The sequence below is a fragment of the Streptomyces sp. NPDC052107 genome (genome assembly GCF_040680215.1).
Classification (GTDB): domain Bacteria; phylum Actinomycetota; class Actinomycetes; order Streptomycetales; family Streptomycetaceae; genus Streptomyces.
Genome location: NZ_JBFAWG010000016.1, coordinates 80123 through 103516 on the forward strand (window position 1 = coordinate 80123; position 23394 = coordinate 103516).

Annotated in this window: 22 protein-coding genes; 10 read left to right on the forward strand and 12 right to left on the reverse strand. The window is 72.7% G+C overall.

Going from position 1 to position 23394, the window contains the following annotated elements; translation table 11 throughout:
- Position 1 precedes the first annotated feature (1 nt).
- Genes AB0M27_RS19885 through AB0M27_RS19905 form a run of 5 tightly spaced genes read right to left on the reverse strand, consistent with a single transcriptional unit; the run spans position 2 to position 4698 of the window.
- Positions 2-1417, reverse strand: coding sequence for a cytosine permease (locus AB0M27_RS19885; RefSeq protein WP_365723163.1), 1416 nt, complete (start codon positions 1415-1417; stop codon positions 2-4).
- Entirely contained in the window at positions 1418-2350 is a 933-nt protein-coding gene (locus AB0M27_RS19890; RefSeq protein ID WP_365723164.1) for an ABC transporter substrate-binding protein, read from the reverse strand.
- Between the two features lie 13 nt (positions 2351-2363).
- A complete protein-coding gene (locus AB0M27_RS19895) occupies positions 2364-3026 on the reverse strand; it encodes an ABC transporter permease (protein ID WP_365723165.1) in 663 nt (220 codons plus the stop codon).
- A complete protein-coding gene (locus AB0M27_RS19900; RefSeq protein ID WP_351807415.1) occupies positions 3026-3667 on the reverse strand; it encodes an ABC transporter permease in 642 nt (213 codons plus the stop codon). Before AB0M27_RS19900 ends, AB0M27_RS19895 begins: the two co-directional genes overlap by 1 nt.
- Complete coding sequence (locus tag AB0M27_RS19905) at positions 3664-4698, reverse strand: ATP-binding cassette domain-containing protein (protein ID WP_365723166.1); 1035 nt, start codon at positions 4696-4698, stop codon at positions 3664-3666. The genes AB0M27_RS19900 and AB0M27_RS19905 overlap by 4 nt, the downstream gene beginning before the upstream one ends.
- Before the next feature lie 141 nt (positions 4699-4839).
- Here AB0M27_RS19905 and AB0M27_RS19910 point away from each other — a divergent pair, with 141 nt between their 5' ends.
- The 3 genes from AB0M27_RS19910 to AB0M27_RS19920 all read left to right on the forward strand — a co-directional run bounded on the left by AB0M27_RS19910 (position 4840) and on the right by AB0M27_RS19920 (position 7901).
- Positions 4840-6357 (forward strand): aromatic amino acid ammonia-lyase, encoded by a 1518-nt coding sequence (locus AB0M27_RS19910; RefSeq protein WP_365723167.1) that lies wholly within the window; start codon positions 4840-4842, stop codon positions 6355-6357.
- Entirely contained in the window at positions 6354-7223 is an 870-nt protein-coding gene (locus AB0M27_RS19915; RefSeq protein ID WP_365723168.1) for a MurR/RpiR family transcriptional regulator, read from the forward strand. The genes AB0M27_RS19910 and AB0M27_RS19915 overlap by 4 nt, the downstream gene beginning before the upstream one ends.
- A gap of 93 nt (positions 7224-7316) precedes the next feature.
- On the forward strand, positions 7317-7901 hold the full coding sequence (locus AB0M27_RS19920) for a hypothetical protein (RefSeq protein ID WP_365723231.1): 585 nt from the start codon (positions 7317-7319) through the stop codon (positions 7899-7901).
- A gap of 13 nt (positions 7902-7914) precedes the next feature.
- Here AB0M27_RS19920 and AB0M27_RS19925 read toward each other — a convergent pair whose 3' ends face one another.
- The 5 genes from AB0M27_RS19925 to AB0M27_RS19945 form a co-directional block, all read right to left on the reverse strand.
- On the reverse strand, positions 7915-8289 hold the full coding sequence (locus AB0M27_RS19925; protein WP_365723169.1) for a hypothetical protein: 375 nt from the start codon (positions 8287-8289) through the stop codon (positions 7915-7917).
- A 20-nt stretch (positions 8290-8309) separates the two neighbouring features.
- The gene (locus AB0M27_RS19930) at positions 8310-8822 is read right to left on the reverse strand and encodes a roadblock/LC7 domain-containing protein (protein WP_365723170.1); all 513 of its coding nucleotides are present in this window, start codon (positions 8820-8822) and stop codon (positions 8310-8312) included.
- Positions 8823-8853: 31 nt separating this feature from the next.
- Positions 8854-9654 carry a transcriptional regulator gene (locus AB0M27_RS19935; RefSeq protein ID WP_365723171.1) on the reverse strand — a complete coding sequence of 267 codons (801 nt, stop codon included), beginning with the start codon at positions 9652-9654 and terminating at the stop codon, positions 8854-8856.
- Positions 9651-10037: a hypothetical protein gene (locus AB0M27_RS19940; protein ID WP_365723172.1), complete on the reverse strand. Its 387-nt coding sequence runs from the start codon at positions 10035-10037 to the stop codon at positions 9651-9653. Before AB0M27_RS19940 ends, AB0M27_RS19935 begins: the two co-directional genes overlap by 4 nt.
- 180 nt (positions 10038-10217) lie before the next feature.
- Positions 10218-11603 (reverse strand): diaminopimelate decarboxylase, encoded by a 1386-nt coding sequence (locus AB0M27_RS19945; protein ID WP_365723232.1) that lies wholly within the window; start codon positions 11601-11603, stop codon positions 10218-10220.
- Positions 11604-11764: 161 nt separating this feature from the next.
- On the opposite strand from AB0M27_RS19945, the gene hutU reads away from it, so the two are divergent.
- The 4 genes from hutU to hutI all read left to right on the forward strand — a co-directional run bounded on the left by hutU (position 11765) and on the right by hutI (position 17386).
- Complete coding sequence (hutU, locus tag AB0M27_RS19950; protein ID WP_365723173.1) at positions 11765-13429, forward strand: urocanate hydratase; 1665 nt, start codon at positions 11765-11767, stop codon at positions 13427-13429.
- 179 nt (positions 13430-13608) lie between these two features.
- Positions 13609-14811, forward strand: coding sequence for an allantoate amidohydrolase (locus AB0M27_RS19955; protein WP_365723233.1), 1203 nt, complete (start codon positions 13609-13611; stop codon positions 14809-14811).
- The gene (locus AB0M27_RS19960) at positions 14808-16145 is read left to right on the forward strand and encodes a formimidoylglutamate deiminase (protein ID WP_365723174.1); all 1338 of its coding nucleotides are present in this window, start codon (positions 14808-14810) and stop codon (positions 16143-16145) included. The genes AB0M27_RS19955 and AB0M27_RS19960 overlap by 4 nt, the downstream gene beginning before the upstream one ends.
- Before the next feature lie 29 nt (positions 16146-16174).
- A complete protein-coding gene (gene hutI, locus AB0M27_RS19965) occupies positions 16175-17386 on the forward strand; it encodes an imidazolonepropionase (RefSeq protein WP_365723175.1) in 1212 nt (403 codons plus the stop codon).
- A 30-nt stretch (positions 17387-17416) separates the two neighbouring features.
- On the opposite strand, the gene AB0M27_RS19970 is transcribed toward hutI, so the two are convergent.
- Together AB0M27_RS19970 and AB0M27_RS19975 are read right to left on the reverse strand one after the other, a co-directional pair.
- Complete coding sequence (locus tag AB0M27_RS19970; RefSeq protein ID WP_365723176.1) at positions 17417-18985, reverse strand: RICIN domain-containing protein; 1569 nt, start codon at positions 18983-18985, stop codon at positions 17417-17419.
- A gap of 308 nt (positions 18986-19293) precedes the next feature.
- Positions 19294-20190, reverse strand: coding sequence for an RNA polymerase sigma factor SigF (locus tag AB0M27_RS19975; protein WP_365723177.1), 897 nt, complete (start codon positions 20188-20190; stop codon positions 19294-19296).
- A gap of 245 nt (positions 20191-20435) precedes the next feature.
- Between AB0M27_RS19975 and AB0M27_RS19980 the strand changes: the two genes are divergently transcribed.
- The 3 genes from AB0M27_RS19980 (at position 20436) to serS (ending at position 23303) form a co-directional block, all read left to right on the forward strand.
- Entirely contained in the window at positions 20436-20813 is a 378-nt protein-coding gene (locus AB0M27_RS19980; RefSeq protein WP_225822271.1) for an STAS domain-containing protein, read from the forward strand.
- Positions 20814-21118: 305 nt separating this feature from the next.
- On the forward strand, positions 21119-21688 hold the full coding sequence (locus tag AB0M27_RS19985; RefSeq protein WP_365723178.1) for an ATP-binding protein: 570 nt from the start codon (positions 21119-21121) through the stop codon (positions 21686-21688).
- A 331-nt stretch (positions 21689-22019) separates the two neighbouring features.
- Positions 22020-23303, forward strand: a complete 1284-nt coding sequence (gene serS, locus AB0M27_RS19990) for a serine--tRNA ligase (protein WP_365723179.1) — start codon at positions 22020-22022, stop codon at positions 23301-23303.
- Positions 23304-23394 lie beyond the last annotated feature (91 nt).

Here is a 23394-nt window from a genome sequence, read left to right on the forward strand (position 1 = left end):
GTTAGAGAGCGCTCACGCCCTCCGCACGGGGGACAACCCCCCTCTTGCCGTCCTCGGGCGGGTACGCCGCGTTCCGCCGGCCCACCAGCCAGTACAGCAGCGCCGGTACGGCCAGGCCCACGATCCAGGAGATGTCCGCGCCGCCCAGCGGCTCCACCAGCGGGCCGGTGTAGAAGCCCGTGGCGAGGAACGGCAGCTGGGCGAGCAGGCCCAGCGCGTACACGGCGAGGGCGTCCCAGCGCCAGGCGCCGTAGCGGCCGTGCGGGTCGGACAGGGCCGGGATGTCGTAGCGCTCCTTGGAGATCAGGTAGTAGTCGACCAGGTTGATCGCCGACCAGGGGGTGAAGAAGGTCAGCAGGAACAACAGGAAGTCCTTGAAGGAGGACAGGAAGCTGTCCTTGCCGAGCAGGGCGACCGCCGTGCCGGCCACCATGACGAGCGCGATGTACGCGGCCCGCCCGGCCCGCGACAGCTGTCGCTGCCCGCGGAAGCCGCTCACGCTCGTCACCATCGACATGAAACCGCCGTAGGTGTTGAGCACGTTGATGGTGAGCTTGCCGAGCGCGATGACGAAGTAGAAGAAGGAGGCGACGAGTCCGGTGCCGCCGAGCGCGACGACGTAACCGACCTGGCTGTCCAGGAACTTCGCGCCCGCCGTCGCCGCGACCAGCACGCCGAAGGTCATCGACCACTGGCTGCCCAGCGCCGAGCCGGACAGGGTCCACCAGAAGGTCGCCCTCGTGGACGTCGTGCGCGGCAGGTAGCGCGAGTAGTCCGCCACGTACGGCCCGAACGCCAGCTGCCAGGACGCCGACAGGGACATCGCCAGCAGGAACATCGGCAGCGAGAAGTGGGCGTCGTGCACAAGGGCGGTCAGATCGGCGCGGTCGAGGAGCCGGATGCCGAGGTAGACGAAGGCCAGGGCGCAGATCGCGCTGGCCACCCGGCCGAGGGCGTGGATGACCCGGTAGCCGACGGCCGCCATGACCGCCGTGACCGCCGCGAACACGACGATCCCGGTGGTGTCGTTGGTGTGCGTCAGCTCGCCCACCGCCTGCCCGGCGAGCACACTGCCGGACGCGAAGAAGCCGACGTACATCACGATCACCAGCAGCAGTGGTACGACCGCCCCGCGCACCCCGAACTGAGCCCGCGACTGGATCATCTGTGGCAGACCGAGCTTGGGGCCCTGCGCCGAGTGCAGGGCCATCACCGCGCCGCCGAGCAGATTGCCCAGCAGCAGGCCGGTCAGCGACCAGACGACGTCCCCGCCGAAGACGACCGCGAGGGCTCCGGTGACGACCGCCGTGATCTGCAGGTTGGCGCCCAGCCAGAGCGTGAACTGGCTGAAGGCGGAGCCATGGCGCTCCTCGTCCGGGACGACGTCGATGGAGCGCATTTCCACCAGGCCGCTCATCTACTTCACCAGCCCGTGCTGCTTGGCGTAGGCGTTCGCCACGTCCTCGGGGTCCTTCTTGTCCTTGTCCACCTGCCGGTTGAGCTCGGTGAGCTGGGCCGTGGTCAGCAGGTTGCCGAGCCGGGCGAGGGCCTTGCGGACGGTGTCGTCGGCCTTGCGGTCGGCGATGAGGGGGACGATGTGCTGGCTGGGGATGAGGTGCTGGGGGTCGGTGAGCACCACCCAGTCGTTGGCCTTGATGTCGGTGTCGGTGGTGAACAGGTTCGCCACGTCCACGTCCCCCTTCTTCAACGCGCCCTTGACCAGCGGCCCGTCGGAGTCGAGCGACTTGAACTCCTTGAACTCCACGCCGTACACGTCCTTCAGGCCGACCGCGCCGACCTGGCGCTTCTTCACCTCGGGGGCGGCGCCGATGACCAGCTTGCCGTTCTGCTTCCTCAGATCGGCGAGGGATGCCAGGCCGTACTTCTTCGCCGTCTCGCGGGTGACGACGAAGGCGTCGGAGTCCTCCGCCATACCGTACGGCAGCACCTGGAGGCCGGCCGGGAGGGCCTGGGTGAGGGCGTTCTGCATCTCGCCGGACTCGGTGGCCGTGACCTTCGGGGCCACGTAGTTGAGGAGGGCGCCCTGGTACTCGGGCAGCAGGTCGATGTCGCCGCCCCTGAGGGCGGGGATGACGATCTCGCGGGTGCCGAGGTTGGGGCGGACGGTCGTCTTCACGCCGGCGCCCTGGAGGGCTGCCGCGTAGAGGTAGCCGAGGACCTGGTTCTCGGTGAAGTTGGCCGTGCCGATGGTGACTCCGCCCTTGCTGGAGCCACCGCCACCGGCGGAGGAGCCCTGGCCGTTGAGGGAGGTGATGCCGCCCGCGCAGGCGGAGAGGGCGGGGACGGAGGCGACCGCGAACAGGCCGCCGAGGACAGTACGTCGGTTCATTGGTCGTTTTTCCCTACGCGGTGCGGTGACGGAAGAGGAAGCGCTGGAGCGAGGCCAGGGCCACGTCCAGGACGACGGCGACGACGGCGACCAGCACCGCGCCACCGAGCACCTGGACCAGGTCGCGCTGGGCGAGGCCGTCGAAGACGTAGCGGCCCAGGCCGCCGAAGGAGACGTACGCGGCGATGGTCGCCGTGGCGACGACCTGGATCAGGGCCAGGCGCAGGCCCGTCATGATCAGCGGCAGCGCGAGCGGCAGCTCGACCTGGAAGAGGACCTGGTGGCCGCGCATGCCCTGGCCACGGGCGGCGTCCTTCACGTCCGGGTCGACGGCCGTCATCCCGGCGTAGGTGTTGGTGACGATCGCCGGGACGGCGAGGGCGACCAGCGCGACGTACACCGGCAGCATCGACAGGCCGCCGGCCAGGAAGACCAGGACGACCAGGCCGACGGTCGGCAGGGCGCGGCCGAAGGAGGCGAGGTTGATCGCGAGGAACGCGCCCTTGCCGGTGTGGCCGATGAGCAGGCCGAGCGGCAGGCCGATGGCGGCGGCGATGAGCGTGGCCAGCAGGGAGTACTGGAGGTGTTCGGCGAGGCGGTGCGCGATGCCGTCCGGGCCGGTCCACTGGGAGCCGCTGACCAGCCACGTCCCGAGGTTCTTGAGCAGTTCGTACATCAGGCTCGCCTCCTGGCCCAGGGGGTGAGGGCGTACTGGACGGCGACCAGGGCCGCGTCCGCGACGACCGCGAGGAGCAGGGTGAGGACCACTCCGGCGATCACCGGGGTCGGGAAGTTGCGCTGGAAGCCGTCGGTGAAGAGCTGGCCGAGGCCGCCGTCGCCGATGTAGGTCGCGACGGAGACCAGCGAGATCGACATGACGGTGGCGATCCGGACGCCCGCCATGATCACGGGGAGCGCGAGCGGGAACTCGACGGTGAGGAGCGTGCGCAGGGGCCGCGTGCCCATCGCCTTCGCCGCCTCCTTCACCTTCACGGGGACCGAGTCCAGGCCCTCGACGGTGTTCCGCAGCAGGACGACCAGGGTGTAGACCGTCAGGCCGGTCACGGTGGTGGTGCGGGTCAGGCCGCTGACCGGCAGCAGCAGGACGAAGATCGCGATCGACGGGATCGTGAAGAGGACGTTGGACGCGCCGAGCAGGAAGCCGCGCAGCCGGGGGATCCGGTGGGCGACCACGGCCAGCGGGAGCGAGATCAGCAGGCCGAGGGCGACGGCCGTCAGCGCGGCCTGGAGGTGGGAGAGCGTGAGGGTGGTGAGGTCGTCGGTGTGGGCCGATATCCAGGACCAGTCGATCGTCATGCGGCCACCCTCACTTCGGCGTGGGCGCGCCCGGCGTGCTCGTGGATGTCGTCGCGGGAGGAGACACCGGTGAGGACGCCCTCGGCGTCGACACGCGCGATCAGGCCGGTGGGGGAGGCGACCGACTCGTTGAGGGCCGACAGCAGGGAGTCGGAGTCCTTCAGCGGGCGTACCGGGAGCTCGGCGTCCTTCGAGGCCCAGTGCAGGGGCTTGTTCTTGGCGTCGAGGACCAGGGTCCAGGCGCCGCCCTCCGGTGCCGGGCCCTGGGGGACGTCGGCGAGGGTCTTCAGGGACAGCAGCTTCAGGCCGCGCTCGGCGCCGAGGAAACCGGCCACGAAGTCGTCGGCCGGACGGGCCAGGAGTTCCGCGGGCGGGGCGCACTGGACCAGGTGGCCGCCGGTGCGGAACACGGCGATCCGGTCGCCGAGCCGTACCGCCTCGTCGATGTCGTGCGTGACGAAGACGATGGTCTTGTTCAACTCCGCCTGAAGCCGGAGCAGTTCGTCCTGCAGCTGGGTGCGGACGACCGGGTCGACGGCGCCGAACGGCTCGTCCATGAGCAGCACCGGCGGGTCGGCGGCCAGGGCGCGCGCCACACCGACGCGCTGCTGCTGGCCGCCGGAGAGCTGGTGCGGGTAGCGCTTGCCGGCCTCGGGGGCCAGGCCGACGGTCTCCAGCAGTTCGGCGGCGCGGGTCCGGGCCTTCCTGCGGTTCCAGCCGAGCAGCAGCGGGACGGTGGCGATGTTGTCGAGCACCGTGCGGTGCGGGAAGAGGCCGGCCTGCTGGATGACGTAGCCGATGGAGCGGCGCAGCTCGGCCGCGTCCTGCCGGGTGACGTCCTGGCCGCCGACGCGGATGGTGCCGGAGGTCGGCTCGACCATCCGGTTGATCATCCGCAGGGTGGTGGTCTTGCCGCAACCGGAGGATCCGACCAGGACGGTGATACCGCCTTCCGGCATCTCGAGGTTGAGGTCGTGGACTGCTGTCGTGCCGTTGGGGAAGCGCTTGTGGACCGCGTCGAACTGGATCATGAGATGTCCCTTGCCCGGCTGTATAACGTCATGCAGAGTTCTTGGTGTGTGAATAGCTTGTCAACGGTTCGGCGTTAATCCGCTGTAACCGATGACCGAAAAGCAAGAAAAGGTGTCCGAATTGAGGGGAGTTTGGGCGTGATGTCGTCTCGCATCGTGGACGCACCGGTGTCGCCGCCGTCCGCGCGGTCCGCGGCCGTGGTCCTGGACGGGTCCGGACTCGACGTCGAGGACGTCGTGCGGCTCGCCGACGGCGCCGTGCGTCCCGTCCCGGAAGCCGACGCGATGCGGCGTGTGGAACGCTCCTGGAACGCCGCCCGGCAGATCGCCGCCACCGGGCGCGTCTACGGCCGCTCCACCGGCGTGGGCGCCAACCGGAACGAGGACGTGCCCACCGAGGCGGCCGCCGGCCACGGTCTGCGCCTGCTGCGCAGCCACGCCGGCGCCATCGGCGAGGAACTCCCCGCCCGCCAGGTGCGCGCCATGCTCGCCGTCCGCGCCAACCAGCTGCTGGCCGGCGGCGCGGGCCTGAGGCCCGGCGTGGTCACCGCCCTGTGCGAGGCCCTGGAGACCGGCGCGTATCCGGTCGTCAACGAGTTCGGCTCCGTCGGCACCGGCGACATCGCGGCCCTGGCCCAGGTCGGGCTCGCGCTGGCCGGGGAACACCCGTGGCGTGGCTCGGGCGCGCCCGAGCCGCAGCCCCTCGACAACAACGACGCCCTCGCCCTGATCAGCAGCAACGCCCTCACTCTCGGCCAGTCCGCGCTCGCCCTGCACGAACTGCGCGGGCTCATCGGCGCCACCCAGGTCGTCGCGGCCCTGTCCCTGCTCGCCGTCGACGGCTCCCACGAGGCGTACGCCGCCCCCGTGCACGCCGCCCGGCCGCACCGGGGCAGCACCGAGGTGGCCCGGCGGATGCGGGAGCTGATCGGCGCCGCCGACCGGCCGACCCCGCCGCTCGGCCGGATCCAGGACCCCTACGGCTTCCGCTGCCTGCCCCAGATCCACGGCCCGGCACACGACGCCGCCGACGACCTGGAGCAGGTGCTGGCCGTGGAGATCAACGCGGCCGCCGAGAACCCGCTCATCGCCCCCGAGGACCTGGCCGCCTACCACCACGGCGGCTTCTACCAGGCCCAACTGGCCCTCGCCCTGGACCACTTCAGGCTCGCGCTCACTCAGGTGGCCCGGCTGTCCACATCCCGCCTGTCCACCCTCAACGAGCCCGCCTACACCCGGCTGCGCCCCTTCCTCGCCGACCACGAGCCGGCCTCCTCCGGCGTGATGATCCTGGAGTACGCGGCCGGAGCGGCCCTCGGCGATCTGCGGGCCTTCTCCGCGCCCGCCTCGCTCGGCCACGCTGTACTCTCCCGGGGCGTCGAGGAACAGGCGAGCTTCGCCTCGCTCGCCGCGCGGCAGACCCTGCGCGCGTGCGGTGCGTATCGCCTGGTGGTCGGCTGCGAGCTCGTCGCCGCCGTCCGCGCGCTGCGCCAGCGCGATCTGCGGCCCGACCCGGGGCTGCCGGCCGGCCGGGCGTTCGCGCTCGCCGAGTCGGTCCTCGATCCCGACCCGGCCGACCGGCCGCTCACGGACGACGTGACGGAGGCGGCCGCACTGCTCGACCGGTTCACGGACATCTGGAGGGGGAGCGCGTCATGAGCGTGGACAGGATCACCGAGGCGGCGGGACTGACGGACAGCCCCGCCAACCGGCTGCAGGCGCTCTTCGAGGGGCACCGGCTCACGCCGACCCAGCGCCGGATCGCGCACAGCATGGTCCGGCGGGCCGCCGACGTGCCCTTCCTGTCCAGCGTGGAGCTGGCCGAACTGGCCGGGGTCAGCCAGCCGTCGGTGACCCGGTTCGCCGTGGCGCTCGGCTTCGACGGCTATCCGGCGCTGCGCAAGCACCTGCGCGAGGTCGTACCCGCCGAACCGGCCGCCGAGGCCGGCGCCTTCAACGAGTACCAGCAGGCCGTCGAGGCCGAGATCGAGAACCTGAGGCACCTCGCCGAACTGCTCGCCGACCCGCGCCCGGTGCAGAAGGCCGGCCGGATCCTGGCCGCCTCCCGCCCGCTGCCGGTGCTCGGCCTGCGCGCCGCCGCCTCCCAGGCGTACGGCTTCGCCTACTTCGCCGCCAAGGTCCACCCGGACGTCCGGCTGCTCAACGAGGGCGGCACCATGATCCAGGACCGGATCGACGCGGCCGTCCGCGCGGGCGCCTCCGCGCTGCTGTGCTTCGCCCTGCCCCGGCATCCGCGCGAGGTCGTCGACACCCTCGCCTACGCCAAGGACGTCGGCCTGACGACCGTCACGGTCGCCGACTCCGCGTTCGCGCCGGTCGCCAGGTACTCCGACCTGCTGCTGCCCGCCGCCGTCGGCACCGGGCTCGCCTTCGACACCGCGTGCGCGCCGATGCTGCTCGGACGGGTGCTGCTGGAGGCGGTCTGCGACGACCTGCCCCAGGCACAGGCCCGGCTGGAGGAGTTCGACGCGAAGGCGGCGGCCCGCGGGCTCTTCGTCGAATGAGGTCCGTCCGCTCTCAGATTCGTCTCACGTTCGGCCACTAGCGTCTTCACGACACTCAAGGTGCCTTGTGGACACGTGACACGGGAGGCTGACGTGGCGCGCGGAGGACAGGGGCTGGCCCGGGTGGCCGTCGTCGTACGGGCGGGGGCCGCACCGCTGTGGTGGTTCGGGGTGTGCGCCGCCGGGATCGGGGTGCTGCCGCCCGGACTGACCGGGCGCCGGATCGGGGTGCTCGCCGGGGCGGCGCTGTTCCTCGTCGGCGCGGCGGTCGTGGCACTGGTGCGACGGGGCCGGTACGGCGCCCTCGCCCGCGGCGTGGCCCGCGCGGGCAAGTACGACGTGCTGCAGGACCGCGCGGTGACCGTGCGCAACTGGCGCCGGGGCCACCGCTGGTGGCTGCTGCTGGCCTTCGCCGTCGCGCTCGGCTCCTCCTTCGCGGTGCCCGTGGCCGGCGGCATGCTGCTGGCCGGGCTCGGCACCGGGCTGCGGCTGAAGGCCGCCTGGATCGGGCGCCGCGAACGCGCCGAGCAGACGCTGCTGTGGGTGCGCGTCGACTGGCTCGGCCGGCGCGGCGGATGCCCGGCCGGCAAGGCCGTGAAGGGCCTGCGCGGTACGGGCATAGCGGCCGGCGACGCGGCCCCGGGCGGAGCCCGCCGCCGTACCGCGGCGCTGGTCTAGACCTCGACGGGTCTCAGACCTCCAGCTCCTGCTCGATCTTCCTCAGCTGGTGCCGGGCCATCGCCAGATTGGCCCGGGAGGCGTCGAGGACCAGGTAGAGGAACAGGCCGTTGCCGCCCCGGCTCTTGAGCAGACGGATCAGGTGGTACTGGTCGGACAGCGTGATCAGGATGTCCTCGATCCCGCCCTTGAGGCCCAGCATCTCCATCGCGCGCATCTTGGCGCGGACCACATCGGTGTTGCCCGCGGCGGCCACGTTCAGGTCGAAGCTCTTGCTGCCGCCCATCGTGCCCAGCGCCATGCCGCTGGTGTAGTCGACGAGCGCGACGCCGGTGGCGCCCTCGATGGAGGTGAGGGCTTCCTTCAGCGCGGTCTCGGTGTTGGCCATGGTGGATCCTCTCGAACGGTTCAACTGTCGGTTGCGGTGCGCGCGTCGGCGCTTGCCGCGCGGGGCGTGCGGGTCGTGCGGGTACGGGTCGGGGGTGTGGGGCTGACGGCGCCCAGCGGCCGCCCGGCCCGCCGGGCCTCCCGGGCGGCGGCGTCGGCGGCGTCGAGCAGCTCCCCGATGCGGGCCCCGGAGCGGCGGCCCTCCAGGTGCAGCCGGCCGACGTTGACCCGGTCCTGGGCGAGCAGGGTCAGTACGGCCGTGCGGCCGGCCGCGTAGGTGGCGACATAGCCGCGCTCGCCGCGCACCAGCAGTTCCCGGAAGCCGCCGTTGGCGGTGGCGTCGGCGACCCGCACGGCGACGCCGAGCGCGGCGGCGGTGAGGGCCGCGAGGCCCTCCGGGTCGACTCCGGGAGTGTCGTGGGCGACGACGAGACCGTCGACGCCGGCCGCCAGGGCGCCGGTGAGCTGCGGTACCCGGTTGCGCAGCTGGTGCAGTTCGGCCAGGACGGCCTTGAGGTCCTCCTCGGACACCATCAGCTCTCTCCTCTCGGCGGTGCGGTGCCGTTCAAAGTGCCTCCAGCGCATCCCTGAGCCTCTTCAGCAGCGCGATGTCGGGGTCGGTGACCGGGGGTAGGGGCGGCGGTGCGGGCGCCACCGGCCGGGGTGCGACATGGCCGGCCGCCGCGAGCCGGCGTACGTCGACCAGCGTGTGGAAGGCCTGCCGGCCCAGGTTCCGGGCGATCCCGGTGGCCGTGCGGACGCCGTCCACGCGGTCCAGGACCGCCCGCTGCCGGGGCGTGACCGGCGCGGTGGCGGCCCGGCCGGCCGGGGCCGCGCGGATCAGCGGGGCGCTGTCGGCGGCCGGGTCGGGCCACAGCCGGTGCAGCAGCAGGCGGCGGCGCAGCGTCTCGCGTTCCAGGGCGACGACCGGGACCGAGGGCAGCGGGCCGAGGCGGGGCGCGCGGTCGTAGCGGAAGCGGCCCGGGGCGCTGCTCGGGGCGAGCGCGAAGTACCCGGCGTCGTAGAGCGCGTCGAGATGGCACAGCTCCAGCGCGCCCGCGGGCAACAGCCCGGAGTCCAGGAGGAGTTCGGCGGCGTGCAGCGGGCCGGAGGTCTCGGCGGCGGCCTGCTGCCAGGCGGTCGCCGCGAGGGTGCCGTGGGCCGTGAGGAGCACGTCGAGTCCGGGGGCGAACGGGCTCTCGGCGTGCACCACCCGGCCCTCGGCGAGGTACAGGGTGCCGTGCTCGCGGACCAGGACGCCGGTGGCCTGCTCCTCGGCCAGCCGCGTCAGCATCGGCGACAGCGCCCGGCCGGCCGACTTGTCCCGCACCGGCAGGGGCGGCGGAGGTATCTGGGCCACGGTCATCCCAGCACCAGCCGGGCCGCCATCTCGCCGAGCCGGATCCGGGCGAGCGCGAGGTTGCCCTCCTCGCGGCCGAGCCACAGGTGCAGGAAGACGCTGCTGTCGAAGGACGTGTCCACGAATCGCAGCAGGTGGTAGCTGTCGTGGTTGCTGACGATCACGTCCTCGACGGTCGGGTGCCCGTCGTCGGCCTGGGTCGCGAAGGCGCCGTGCTCGGCGGCCATCCGGGCCAGCTCGGCGGCCTCCGCGGCGGTCGTCTCGTGATCGCCGCCGGGCGCCTCCCCGACCGTGCCGAGGGCCAGTCCGCTCGTCCAGTCCACCAGTGCCGCTCCCCGGGCACCGGGCAATCGCATCGCTTCCAGCAGGCACTCGTCGATTCCGGGCACCGGTGGCTCCCCTCCCGCCTGGTTCTCCGGCTGAGTGACAGCGACACTACGCACCGTGCGCGAGGAAGGTGGAGCCTTTGGCATTTTCCAGTGGAACATGCTTCCGGCGTACTAGTGTGGGTCAACTAGCCTCTGAACAAAGCGAGTTGATCCATTTGTTCGAGGGGTGCCCGGGGTGCGTCAATGGCTTCCCGGGGCTCGGAGGGTGGTGAGCGCGTCCGCGTGCGCCCCGCCGGACTCCGCCACCACCTCGGCGATGGTCTGCGGCTCCCGTACGGTCGCGAAGGCGACGCCTGACGAGCCGTCCGGTGCGAAGCCGTAGATGCCCGGCCGGACAAGGGAGTTGTAGGCGTAGTGGTGGGCGAAGTAGTACGCGCCCGTGTCCAGCGCCGCCGCGTAGTCGCCCTGCTCCAGCAGGGGCAGCGCCCGCCCCTCTGCCAGCAGGTCGCCGGAGAAGCAGGCCGGCCCGGCCACGTCCTGCACCACCTCCGGCCCCGGCTTCGGCCGCCCCTTGGCGTCGTACGCGGCGATCCGCAGCGGCCACGTCCCCGGCGCGTACACCGTCCGCGTCGCCACCTGCACGCCGGCGTGCGTCACCGCGATCCGCCGCCCGCCCGCGCTCTTGGCGTACTCCACCCGGGCCACCACCGTCCCCTGCTTGGCCAGCAGGGACCGCCCGAACTCGGTCACCAGCCCGTACCGCCCGTCGAACAGCCCCGGCACCTCCTCGGCCAGCAGCCGGGCGTACCGCGCGTACGAGGGTGCCGTCGCCTCGGCCGCGAAGTTCACCGGCAGTCCGCCGCCGATGTCGAGCGTGTCGATCTGCCGCCGCCCCGCCCGCTCGTTGATCTCCTCCGCGAGCGCGTACGTCTCCGCCACTCCCCGCGCCAGCAGGGCCAGCGGGATGCCCTGCGAGCCGGTGTGCGCGTGCAGCCGGGTCAGCCACGGCCGGTCCAGATACGCCCGAACGACCCACTCGCGCGCCCCCTCGTCGCGCAGCGCCACCCCGAACTTGGAGGTCTCCGTCGCCGTCGAGGTGGCCCCGATCGTGCCACCGCCGACCTGCGGGTTCACCCGGAGGCCGAGCGGGGACCCGGTCGGCGCGGACCGGACCAGGGCGTCCAGCCGGTCCAGCTCCTGCGGGTTGTCGGCGTTCACCGCGATGCCCAGGGCCAGCGCCTCGCGCAGCTCCGCCGGGGTCTTGGCGGGCGAGTCCAGCACGGTCCGGGCCGTCGGCACCCCGGCCGCCCGCACCAGCGCCAGCTCTCCCGGGCTCGCCACCTCCGCTCCGATGCCCGCCTCGTGCAGCAGCCGCAGCACGGGCACCAGCGGGGTCGCCTTCACCGCGAACGCGTGCAGCACCGGCGTCCCGGGCGGCACGACCGCGTCGAACGCCGCCCGCAGGGCCGCCGCGGACTCCCGGATCCCGGTCACGTCCAGCAGTCCCACCACGGCCGCGTCCGGCCCCAGCAGCCCCTGCTCCACGGCGGCCCGCACCGCCTCGTCCCGCCGCGCGGCGCGCTCCCGCGCCTCGGTCGCCCCGGCCTGCGCACCGCCGTTCCGGATGTCCCGCTCCACGGCCTCTCCCCTCGGGTCCCCTCGTGGTCCCTCTCGCGTACATCCAGCCAAACACCCACGACGCGCGGACGGGGACGCCCCGGTGTATTGACTAGTTCTATTCAGAAGGACAGGATGTGAATAGACAGAGCAACAGGAGGAGGCAGACGATGTCGGGACCCCGCCCCGTACGAGCACTGCGCGGCACGGAACTGAGCGCCCTGGGATGGCAGCAGGAAGCCGCGCTGCGCATGCTGCAGAACAATCTCGACCCGGAGGTCGCGGAGCACCCCGACAAGCTCGTCGTCTACGGCGGCACCGGCAAGGCCGCCCGTGACTGGCGCTCCTTCGACGCGATGGTCCGCACGCTGAAGACCCTCAAGCAGGACGAGACCATGCTGGTCCAGTCCGGCCGCCCGGTCGGCGTGATGCAGACCCACGAGTGGGCCCCGCGCGTCCTGATCGCCAACTCCAACCTGGTCGGCGACTGGGCCAACTGGGAGGAGTTCCGCCGTCTGGAGGCACTCGGCCTGACCATGTACGGCCAGATGACCGCCGGTTCCTGGATCTACATCGGCACCCAGGGCATCCTCCAGGGCACCTACGAGACCTTCGCCGCCGTCGCCGCCAAGAAGTTCAACGGCACCCTCGCCGGGACCATCACCCTGACCGCCGGCCTCGGTGGCATGGGCGGCGCCCAGCCGCTCGCCGTGACCATGAACGACGGAGTCGCGATCTGTGTCGACTGCGACCCGCGCGCCATCGAGCGCCGCATCGAGCACCGCTACCTGGACGTCAAGGCCGACTCCCTCGACCACGCGCTCCAGCTGGCCGTCGAGGCCCGCGACCAGGGCAAGCCGCTGTCCATCGGCGTCCTCGGCAACGCGGCCGAACTGGTCCCGCAACTGCTCGCGATGAACGCCCCCATCGACATCGTCACCGACCAGACCTCCGCCCACGACCCGCTGTCCTACCTGCCGGTGGGCGTGGCCTTCGAGGACATGGCCGACGCCGCCGCGAAGGACCCGGCCGGCTTCACCACGCGCGCCCGCGAGTCCATGGCGAAGCACGTCGAGGCCATGGTCGGCTTCATGGACGCCGGCGCCGAGGTCTTCGACTACGGCAACTCCATCCGCGGCGAGGCCCAACTCGCCGGTTATGACCGGGCGTTCGCCTTCCCCGGTTTCGTCCCCGCCTACATCCGCCCGCTGTTCTGCGAGGGCAAGGGCCCGTTCCGCTGGGCGGCCCTGTCCGGCGACCCCGCCGACATCGCCAAGACCGACAAGGCGATCCTGGAGCTGTTCCCGGAGAACGAGTCCCTGGCCCGCTGGATCAAGATGGCCCGCGAGCGCGTCCACTTCCAGGGCCTGCCCGCGCGCATCTGCTGGCTCGGCTACGGCGAGCGCGACAAGGCCGGCGAGCGCTTCAACGACATGGTGGCCTCCGGCGAGCTCGCCGCTCCGCTGGCGATCGGCCGCGACCACCTGGACTGCGGGTCGGTGGCCTCGCCGTACCGCGAGACCGAGGCCATGCTCGACGGCTCCGACGCGATCGCCGACTGGCCGCTGCTGAACGCGATGGTGAACGTGGCCTCGGGTGCGTCGTGGGTTTCCATTCACCACGGTGGTGGTGTGGGCATGGGGCGGTCCATTCACGCGGGTCAGGTGACCGTGGCCGACGGTACGAAGCTGGGTGGCGAGAAGATTCGCCGGGTGCTGACGAACGACCCGGGCATGGGTGTCATCCGGCACGTGGACGCGGGGTACGACATCGCGGAGTCGGTTGCGGCCGAGCGCGGGGTGCGGGTGCCGATGCGTGAGGGTGACGGCGCGTGACCCAGGATGCAGGCGGGCACAGCGGAAACGCTCCGGTGGCGGCTGAGCTCTCGTCGCCGGGTGCGGGTCCGGCTGTGCCCGCCCTCCCCCACTCTCAACTTCGTTCGAGCGGGGGTACCCCCGTCGCCCTGCGGAACGACTGCCCACAGCCTGTGCCCGGCGCGCGTTCCTTCCACGAGATGTGGCGCGAGCTGCTTCCCATCGGCCGAAACCGCGACTCCGGTGGATACCGGCGTTACGCCTGGAACGGTGCCGACGGCGAGTGCCGGGCCTGGTTCAAGGAGCAGGCCGAAGGCCGTGGGCTGACGTACGAGGTGGACCGGAACGGGAACCAGTGGGCCTGGCTCGGGGATCCGGCGGCCGGGGACGCCGTGGTCACCGGGTCGCATCTGGACTCCGTGCCGGACGGGGGTGCCTTCGACGGGCCCCTCGGGGTCGTGTCCTCCTTCGCCGCCCTGGACGAGCTGCGCGGGAGGGGAGTGCGGTTCGCGAAGCCCCTGGCCGTCGTCAACTTCGGGGACGAGGAAGGGGCCCGGTTCGGGCTCGCCTGTGTCGGGTCGCGGCTCACCGCCGGGCAGCTGACCGTCGAGCAGGCCCACCGGCTCACCGACGCCGACGGGGTCGGCCTCCCGCAGGCCATGGAGGCCGCCGGATACGACCCCGAGGGCATCGGGGCCGACCCGGAGCGGCTGGCCCGGATCGGCGCCTTCGTCGAGCTGCACGTCGAGCAGGGACGGGCCCTGGACCTGTCCGGCGACCGGGTGGGCATCGCCAGCGCCATCTGGCCGCACGGCCGCTGGAGGTTCGACTTCCGGGGCGAGGCCAACCACGCCGGCACCACCCGGCTGGTCGACCGCCGCGACCCGATGCTGTCCTACGCCGAGACCGTGCTCGCCGCCCGCCGCGAGGCCGAACTCGCCGGTGCCGTCGCCACCTTCGGCAAGATCGCCGTGGAGCCCAACGGGGTCAACGCGATCCCCTCCCTCGTGCGCGGCTGGCTCGACTCCCGCGCCGCCGACCAGGACACCCTGGACACCGTGGTCGGCGGGATCGAGAAGACGGCACGGGAGTATGCCGACGCCCACGGCATCGACCTGGACGTCGTCCGGGAGTCCTTCACCCCGGTCGTCGAGTTCGACCACGCCCTGCGCGACGAGCTCGGCCGCCTCCTGGGCCAGGACACCGGCCTGAAGGTGCCCGTCCTCGGGACCGGGGCCGGACACGACGCCGGAATCCTCTCCGGCAGCATTCCGACCGCCATGCTGTTCGTGCGCAACCCCACCGGTGTCTCGCACTCCCCGGCCGAGTTCGCCGCCGAGGACGACTGCGTGGCCGGGGTGCGCGCGCTCGCCGACGTACTGGAAGGGCTGGCCTGCAGGTGACCAAGCGGACCTACTGGTTGGAGCACGCCTGGCTCGGCACGAACGTCGAGCCGGGGGTCGTCGTCGAGACCGAGGGTGGGCGGATCGGTGCCGTGCGCACCGAGGCGCCCACCCCGCCGCCCGGAGCCGAGGTGCTGCGCGGCCTCACGCTGCCGGGGCTCGCCAACGCCCACAGCCACGCCTTCCACCGGGCGCTGCGGGGCACCGTCCAGGTCGGCTCCGGCACCTTCTGGACCTGGCGCGAGGTGATGTACTCCGTCGCCGACCACCTGACCCCGGAGACCTACCACGCCCTGGCGCGAGCGGTGTACGCCGAGATGGCCCTGGCCGGTGTCACCTGTGTCGGCGAGTTCCACTACGTGCACCACGCGCCCGGCGGTACCCCGTACGCCGACCCCAACGCCATGGGCGAGGCGCTGATCGACGCCGCCGCCGAGGCCGGCATCCGGATCACCCTCCTCGACAGCTGTTACCTGTCCTCCGGCTTCGGCGAGTCGCCCAACACCCACCAGCTGCGGTTCTCCGACGGCAGCGCGGAGGCCTGGGCCGAACGCTGTGCAGTTCTCAAGGAGCGCGATCACGCGCGGATCGGGGCGGCGATTCACTCCGTACGGGCCGTGCCGGCCGGGCAGTTGGCGACTGTGGCGGGGTGGGCCGAGGAACGGCGGGCGCCGCTGCATGTGCACTTGTCGGAGCAGACCGCCGAGAACGACGCCTGCCTCGCCGCGCACGGCTGCACGCCCACCCGGCTGCTCGCCGACCACGGCGTCCTCGGGCAGCGCACCACCGGTGTGCACAACACCCATCTCACCGACGAGGACATCGCCCTGCTCGGCGGCTCGGGCACCGGCACCTGCATGTGCCCGACGACCGAGCGCGACCTGGCCGACGGCGTCGGTCCGGCCGTCGCCCTGCAGCGGGCCGGCTCCCCGCTCTCCCTCGGCTCCGACAGCCACGCCGTCATCGACCTGCTCGAAGAGGCGCGCGCGATGGAGCTGAACGAGCGGCTGCGCACCCGCACTCGGGGGCACTGGACGGCGAACTCCCTGCTGCGGGCCGCCGCCGCCGACGGCCACGCCGCCCTCGGCTGGGACGAGGCCGGCGCCCTCGAGGCTGGCGCCCTCGCCGACTTCACCACCATCGCCCTCGACTCGGTCAGGACAGCGGGCCCGCTGCCCAGGCTGGGCGCCGAGACGGCCGTATTCGCAGCGAGCGCGGCGGACGTACGGCATACGGTCGTGGGCGGCCGGCACGTCGTACGGGACGGGGCGCACACGCTCGTACCCGACGTGCCGCAGGCGCTGTCCGCCGCCGTCGAAGCCCTCCGCGGCTGAACCCCGTCGCCCCCCACAAGGACGAGACCATGAGCAGCAGCACCGTCATCACCAACATCGCCACGCTGGTCACCAACGACCCCTCCCTCGGAGGGGGGTCCCCCCGCTCGAGCAAATTCGAGAGTGGGGGAGGCTCCCCCCTCGGTCTGATCCAGGACGCGGCCGTCGTCATCGACGGCGACCGTGTCGCGTGGACCGGTGAATCCAGCAAAGCACCCGCCGCTGACAACCGGGTCGACGCGGGCGGCCGGGCGGTGCTGCCGGGCTTCGTGGACTCGCACTCGCACCTGGTCTTCGCCGGAGACCGCACGCAGGAGTTCAACGCCCGCATGTCCGGCCGCTCCTACTCGGCGGGCGGCATCCGCACCACGGTCGCGGCCACCCGGGCGGCGAGCGACGCGGACCTGGAGCGGAACCTCACCCACTACCTGGCGGAGGCCCTCCGCCAGGGCACGACGACGTTCGAGACCAAGTCGGGCTACGGCCTGACCGTCGAGGACGAGTACCGCGCGCTGCGCCTGGCGGCGCGGCACACCGACGAGGTGACGTACCTGGGCGCGCACATCGTCCCGCCCGACTACGCCGACGACCCGGCCGCCTATGTCGCCCTGGTCACCGGCGAGATGCTGGACGCCTGCGCGCCGCACGCCCGCTGGATCGACGTGTTCTGCGAGAAGGGCGCCTTCGACGGCGACCAGGCCCGCGCGATCCTCACGGCCGGCAAGGCGAAGGGCCTCCACCCCCGCATCCACGCCAACCAGCTCTCCTACGGCCCCGGCGTCCAGCTGGCCGTCGAGCTGGACGCGGCCAGCGCCGACCACTGCACCCACCTGACGGACGCGGACGTGGACGCGCTCGCCAACGGCAACACGGTGGCCACGCTCCTGCCCGGCGCCGAGTTCTCCACCCGCGCCGAGTGGCCGGACGCCCGCCGCCTGCTGGACGCGGGCGTCACGGTCGCGCTCTCCACGGACTGCAACCCGGGCTCGTCCTTCACCTCCTCGCTGCCCTTCTGCATCGCCCTGGCCGTGCGCGACATGCGGATGACCCCGGACGAGGCGGTCTGGTCGGCCACGGCGGGCGGCGCGGCGGCCCTGCGCCGCACCGACATCGGCCGCCTCACCCCCGGCGCCCACGCCGACCTGACCCTCCTGGACGCCCCCAGCCACGTCCATCTCGCCTACCGCCCGGGCGTGCCCCTGGTCAGCGGGGTGTGGCGGCGCGGCGAGCGGGTGGTCTGAGCGGGGATCGCCGGTGGAGGGCGGTCCGGCTCACCGTGCCCCCGCCCGCCACCGCTGGTCCCCGCTGTCGTCCAGGGGCCGCAGGGACACGCCGTATCTGCCGTCCGGGGTCACCGCCGTCTCGATGGCGATGTTCGGGCGGATCGTGCCATCGGGGTCGACGGTGAAGCGGAGGTTCTCGCCGTTGCCGCCGTAGACCGAGTCACACGTCCAGATGCCCACGCCGCGGTCGGTCGAGCCCCGGCTGTCCAGGCAGAAGTCGTCGTCGGCCGCCGAGCGCAGCACGCCCAGGTAGGTGTCGAACCTCCAGCGCTGGGTGTCGGCGGAGGAGCAGGGGGCCGTGATGACGTCGTTGCCCTGCGACAGATCGCCGTCGCGGATGTCCAGGCAGCGGTCCGTGGCCAGGTTCACCACCTGGGCGAAGGAGGTGCCGGGTGGTGTGAACGCGGGTGTCGGCTCGGGAGTGGGCTTCTGGGTGCGCGGCGGGTGTGTGGCCGGGCGGGACGGGGTCGGCGTGGGGGATGGGGACCGGGGGGAGGGGGAGTTCGTGGGGGAGGGCGACGGGGACGGGGTGATGGAGACCGTGGCCGTCACCGTCACCGGTGGCGGTGTGGGTGTCGCGGCCGTCGGCTGCTGGTCGTCGGTGTGGGCCGGGGTGAGGACGAACACCAGGAGCGGGGTCAGGGCCACGCCCAGGGCCGCCGAGGCCAGCAGGATGCGGCGCCGGGGCGGCCAGGACGGACGCACGGCAGCGGGGCCGGGGGCGGCCGGGGGCTCCTCGGCGCGTATGTACGCCGTTCCGCTCCACGGCAGCAGGCCCTCAGCCAGGGTCTGCCGGGGCGCGTCCCGCAGGGCCCGCAGGTCCTCGAACGCGGCCGTGCAGTGCGGGCAGCGGACCATGTGGGCGTCCAGGTCGGGGCTGTGGCGCGGGCCGTCCGGCCGTACCGCCTCCTCGATCAGCCGGCGGAAGTCGGCGCAGCGCGGGTCGTCGGAGGCGGCGAGACGGTCGCGCAGGCAGGCCTGGGCCAGAGCCTTGAGGGCCTGCGGGGTGCCGTAGGCCACGTCGACGCCGCTCAGGCCGAGGAAGGCGGCGGTGCGGTCCTGCGGCTCCGCCTCCAGCACGCCGTACCAGATCAGGCCCTGGGTGCGGGAGGGCAGCGAGCGGAACGCCGGGAGCAGGGGCGGGGTGGGGCCCTCGGGCAGGCCCGACGCGTTCAGGACGAGCAGCAGCCCGGGGTCGACGCCGGCGGAGCGCTCGTCGCGGGCCCAGCCGGCCGCCAGCCGCGCGGTGAGCAGCAGCAGCCGGTGGCGCAGCGGGACGGCCGGGTCGACGCCCCGGGCCGTCTCGCGGGCCGCCGTGGTGAAGACCTCGGCCGCCAGCCGGCGGGCGGCGGACTCGCCCGCCGCGCACAACCGGGCGTAGGCCAGGACCGCCGGGTGGTGCCGGCGGCGCAGTTCCTGCAGCGCGGGGTACGCCGTCGCCGTGGGGGAACGGAGCAGCTCGGTCAGCCGGGCGTCCGGCGCGTCCTCGTGCTCCGCGGGCGTCCCGGTGCCGCCCGCCTCGGTTCCGCCCGTTCCGGCCCCGTCCCCCTCAGCCATGCGTCCAGCCTCCTCGCACCCCGGGGAACCGCGCCGTTGCGTCCCCGGTCTGACATACCGGCCAGTAGCCAGTTAGGGGGGCCATAGTGGTCGAGGGGGACCGCCGGGAAAAGAGGTTTCCGTGGGTAACCACATAACGGTTGGGACCACAGGGCCAGTTGAGCGAAAGAGCGGCCGGGAACCGGGAATGGCGGGCGGAATCAGGGATACCCGCGGCACCCGGAGAGGTGGGTCCGGCGGCAACGCCGCAGCGGCCCGGCACCGGTGGCCGGGCCGCTGCGAAGGCGTCACAGCAGCGGACGCGGAGGTCACTCCTCGATCGTCAGACCCTTGCGCAGCCGTACCAGCGTGCGCGAGAGCAGCCGGGACACGTGCATCTGGGAGATGCCGAGTTCCTCGCCGATCTCCGACTGGGTCATGTTCGCCACGAACCGCAGGGAGAGGATCTTCCGGTCCCGTTGCGGGAGTTCGGCGATCAGCGGCTTGAGGGACTCGACGTACTCGATGCCCTCCAGTCCGTGGTCCTCGTACCCGATGCGGTCCGCGAGCGCGCCCTCGGTCTCGTCCTCCTCGGGCTGGGCGTCCAGCGAGGAGGCCGTGTACGCGTTCGAGGCGGCCATGCCCTCGACGACCTCGTCGTTGGAGATGCCGAGCTTCTCGGCCAGCTCCTGGACGGTCGGGGCGCGGTCCAGCCGCTGGGCCAGCTCGTCCCCGGCCTTGGCCAGGTCCAGGCGCAGCTCCTGCAGCCTGCGCGGAACCCGCACGGACCACGAGGTGTCGCGGAAGAAACGCTTGATCTCGCCGATGATGGTGGGCATCGCGAAGGTGGGGAATTCCACCCCGCGGGCGAGTTCGAAGCGGTCGATCGCCTTGATCAGGCCGATGGTGCCGACCTGGATGATGTCCTCCATCGGCTCGCTGCGGGAGCGGAAGCGGGCGGCGGCGAACTTCACGAGGGCGAGGTTGAGCTCGACGAGCGTGTTGCGGACGTACGAGTACTCGTGCGTCCCTTCCTCCAGCGACTGGAGGCGCTCGAAGAGGGTTTTGGACAGGGCCCGCGCGTCGACCGGGCCGATCTCGTCGTACGGGGGGATCTCCGGGAGTCCCTCGAAGGGGTCGAGGGGGTCGATGGGATGATCCAGTGGTTCCGGTGGGGGTGTCGACGTCGCGATCGGGGTATGCGATGCGTCGAGCCGGGGTGACATGGTGTCCTCCATCGTTCTCGGCATATGGCTGCCGAAGCCATGCGTGCACTGCGGTGTGCGGCGCCTCCGAAGCCGGCGTGTAGGGGTAGGTGTACTTACTAGCCCTACCTGCTCGACCGAGCCGATCGCAAGTGCGTTCTGTTCGGGTATGTCCGGTTCTGTGAGGTTCTTCGGGTGCCGGAGTGTGCAGGGAAGGCGTAATGTTCGAGAGCAGTCAGCGTCCACGACCTCGGGAGAGAGACGGCATGGACCACGGGACGGTCGGCAGCGCACAGTCGGGCCGGCTTCTGGTGGAGGTGCGGGAAGAGGGCTCCAGCGCCGTCGTGACACCGGCGGGTGAGCTCGATCACCACACCGCCGATCTTCTGCGCGAGCCCCTCGACGACCTTCTGGCCAAGGGCTTCTCACGCCTCGTCGTGGACTGCACCCGCCTGGAGTTCTGCGATTCCACGGGCCTGAACGTCCTGCTCGGCGCCCGGCTGAAGGCCGAGGCCGCAGGCGGCGGGGTCCATCTGGCGGGGATGCAGCCGGTGGTCGCTCGCGTGTTCGAGATCACAGGGGCCGAGGCGGTCTTCACCGTGCACGACTCCGTGGAGGCGGCCCTGGCCGACGGCGCCGACTGAGTCCGCCGTCCCCGCCCTCGCCCGTGTGCCGCCGGCCCCGGGCGCCCGCACCCGGCACGCCGAAAACAGGGGTGTTGTGCCGGATCGGCCGGGCAGGAGAGGGCAGGAGAAGGCGGGGCACACCCCGACGACCGCCGGCCCCGACCGCTCCGGGACCGGCGCAACGACTGGACGGACGTACGTGCGACGGACGGGCGAGCAGGACACCCCGCGCGGACGACGGGCGGACGACGTACGGACCGGCCGGCACGGAGCGATGCCGGCCATTGAATCGTGAACCGGTGAATCGGTGAGGTGAAGCGCTGATGAGCACCACCCGGCCTTACCCGCCGGGCGACCGCGGCCCGGAGCCCAGCGGCGCTTCCGGGGCGTCCGAGGGGGGTGCGCCGACGCCTGGCGCGCCCACGGGGGCAGCCGCGCCGTCCGTGCCGCCCGGGCCTGCCGGCGGCGCTCAGAGCACCGGCGGGCCGCAGGTCCGCAGAATCGGCCTGCGGGGCGAGAGCGGGGTCGTCCCGCTCGCCCGCGACTTCACCCGCCAGGCGCTGTACGCGTGGGGCTGGCTGCCCGCCGCGGGCGCCGACCAGCGGGCGGCGGCCGAGGACGTGCTGCTCGTGGTCTCCGAACTGGTCACCAATGCCTGCCTGCACGCCGAGGGCCCCGACGAACTGCTCCTGGCCTGCGACAACAAGGTGATCCGGATCGAGGTCTCCGACCACGGCACCGGCCAGCCGGCCCCCCGCACCCCGCACCGCGCCGGCCGCCCCGGCGGCCACGGCATGTTCATCGTGCAGCGGCTGTGCCTGGACTGGGGCGTCGTCCGCGCCGCGGGCCGGCCGGGCAAGACGGTGTGGGCGGAGCTGGGCGCACCGGCGTGAGCGCTCCGCCACGGCGCCCGCGGAAATTCGCTTTGCTGTGGGTACGTCCCTTCCTATCCTGGGCGCAACGCGCTGACGGAGACGAGTAGCCCGGGACTCAGCGAGCCGAGAGAGCCGCCAGTCGCTGTGAAGGCGGCCTCGCACCCCAGGGTGAATCCCCTCCCGAGTGCGGGGAGGAAATGCCCCGCCGGCCGGCCCCCGTCATCGGGCCCGACGAGGCCGTCGTAGGACGGCGAAGGCGTGGTGGCACCGCGAGCACCCTCTCGCCCACGCCCCGAGGGAACCGACCCGGGGCGGACCGTGCCGCCCCGCCGACCAGTTGGGCAGCACCATGCTTGACGTCACCCTCATCCGACAGCACCCCCGACGCGTCCGCGAAGGCCTCGCCAAACGCGGCCTGGACGTGGACCTCGACACCTTCCTCGCCCTCGACGAGCGGCTGCGCGAGGCCCGTACGGCCCTGGAGCGGCTGCGCGGCGAACGGCGCCGCGTCTCGGCGGACATCGCGGCCCGCCGCCGGGCCGGCGAACCGGCGGACGAACTCCTCGACAGGGCGGTGGAACTGGCCGACCGGGTCGCCGAGACGACCGCCGCGCACGGCAGGCTGGACGCCGAACACCGCGCGTTCCTCGACGGCCTGCCGAACCTCCCCGACCCGGACGTGCCCGCGGGCGGCAAGGAACACAACGAGGTCGTCCGCACCGAGGGCGCCCGCCCGGAGTTCGGTTTCCCGATCCGCGACCACGTACGGCTCACCGAGGACCTCGCACTGGTCGACCACCGGCGCGGCGCCGCGCTCGCCGGCAGCGGCAACTGGGTCTACCGGGGCGAGGGCGCCGCGCTGGAGTGGGCCCTGCTCAACCACTTCCTGGACCGCCACCGCCGGGCCGGGTACACCTTCGTGCTGCCGCCCCACCTGCTCACCTGGCAGGCCGGCTACGCCGCCGGCCAGTTCCCGAAGTTCACGGACGACGTCTTCGTCACCGACCGCGGGGCCGACGGCCGTCCCGAGCGGTTCCTGCTGCCCACCGCCGAGACCGCGCTCGCCGCCCTGCACCACGGCGAGACCCTCGACGAGCGCGAGTTGCCGCTCAAGTACGTGGCCTACACGCCCTGTTACCGCAAGGAGGCCGGTGGCTACCGCACCGCCGAACGGGGCACCCTGCGCGGGCACCAGTTCAACAAGGTCGAACTGTTCCAGCTCACCCGGCCCGCCGACTCGGACGCGGCCCAGCGGGAACTGCTGGCCATGGCCGGGCAGTTGGTGACCGACCTCGGCCTGCACCACCGGATCACCCGGCTCGCCGCCGGGGACACCAGCGCCGCGCAGGCCAGTACGTACGACGTCGAGGTGTGGCTGCCCAGCCTCGGAACGTACGCGGAGGTCAGCTCGGTGTCGAACGCCCGCGACTACCAGGCGCGGCGCGGCGGCATCCGGTACCGGCCGGCCGGGGGCGGCAGAGCGGCGTACGTCCACACCCTCAACGCCTCGGGCCTGGCCACCAGCCGTCTGGTGCCGGCCCTCCTGGAACAGCTCCAGCGGCCCGACGGCACGGTCGCCGTGCCCGAGGTGCTGCGGCGCTGGGGCCTGCCGGAGGTACTGCGCAGGCCGTGAGGCCCCGGGCCCACCCTCCACTCCGGCCACGCGTCACACACGCCGGATCGCCACAACTCCGGCGTGTGATGCGTCTTCCCTCCTCGCGACG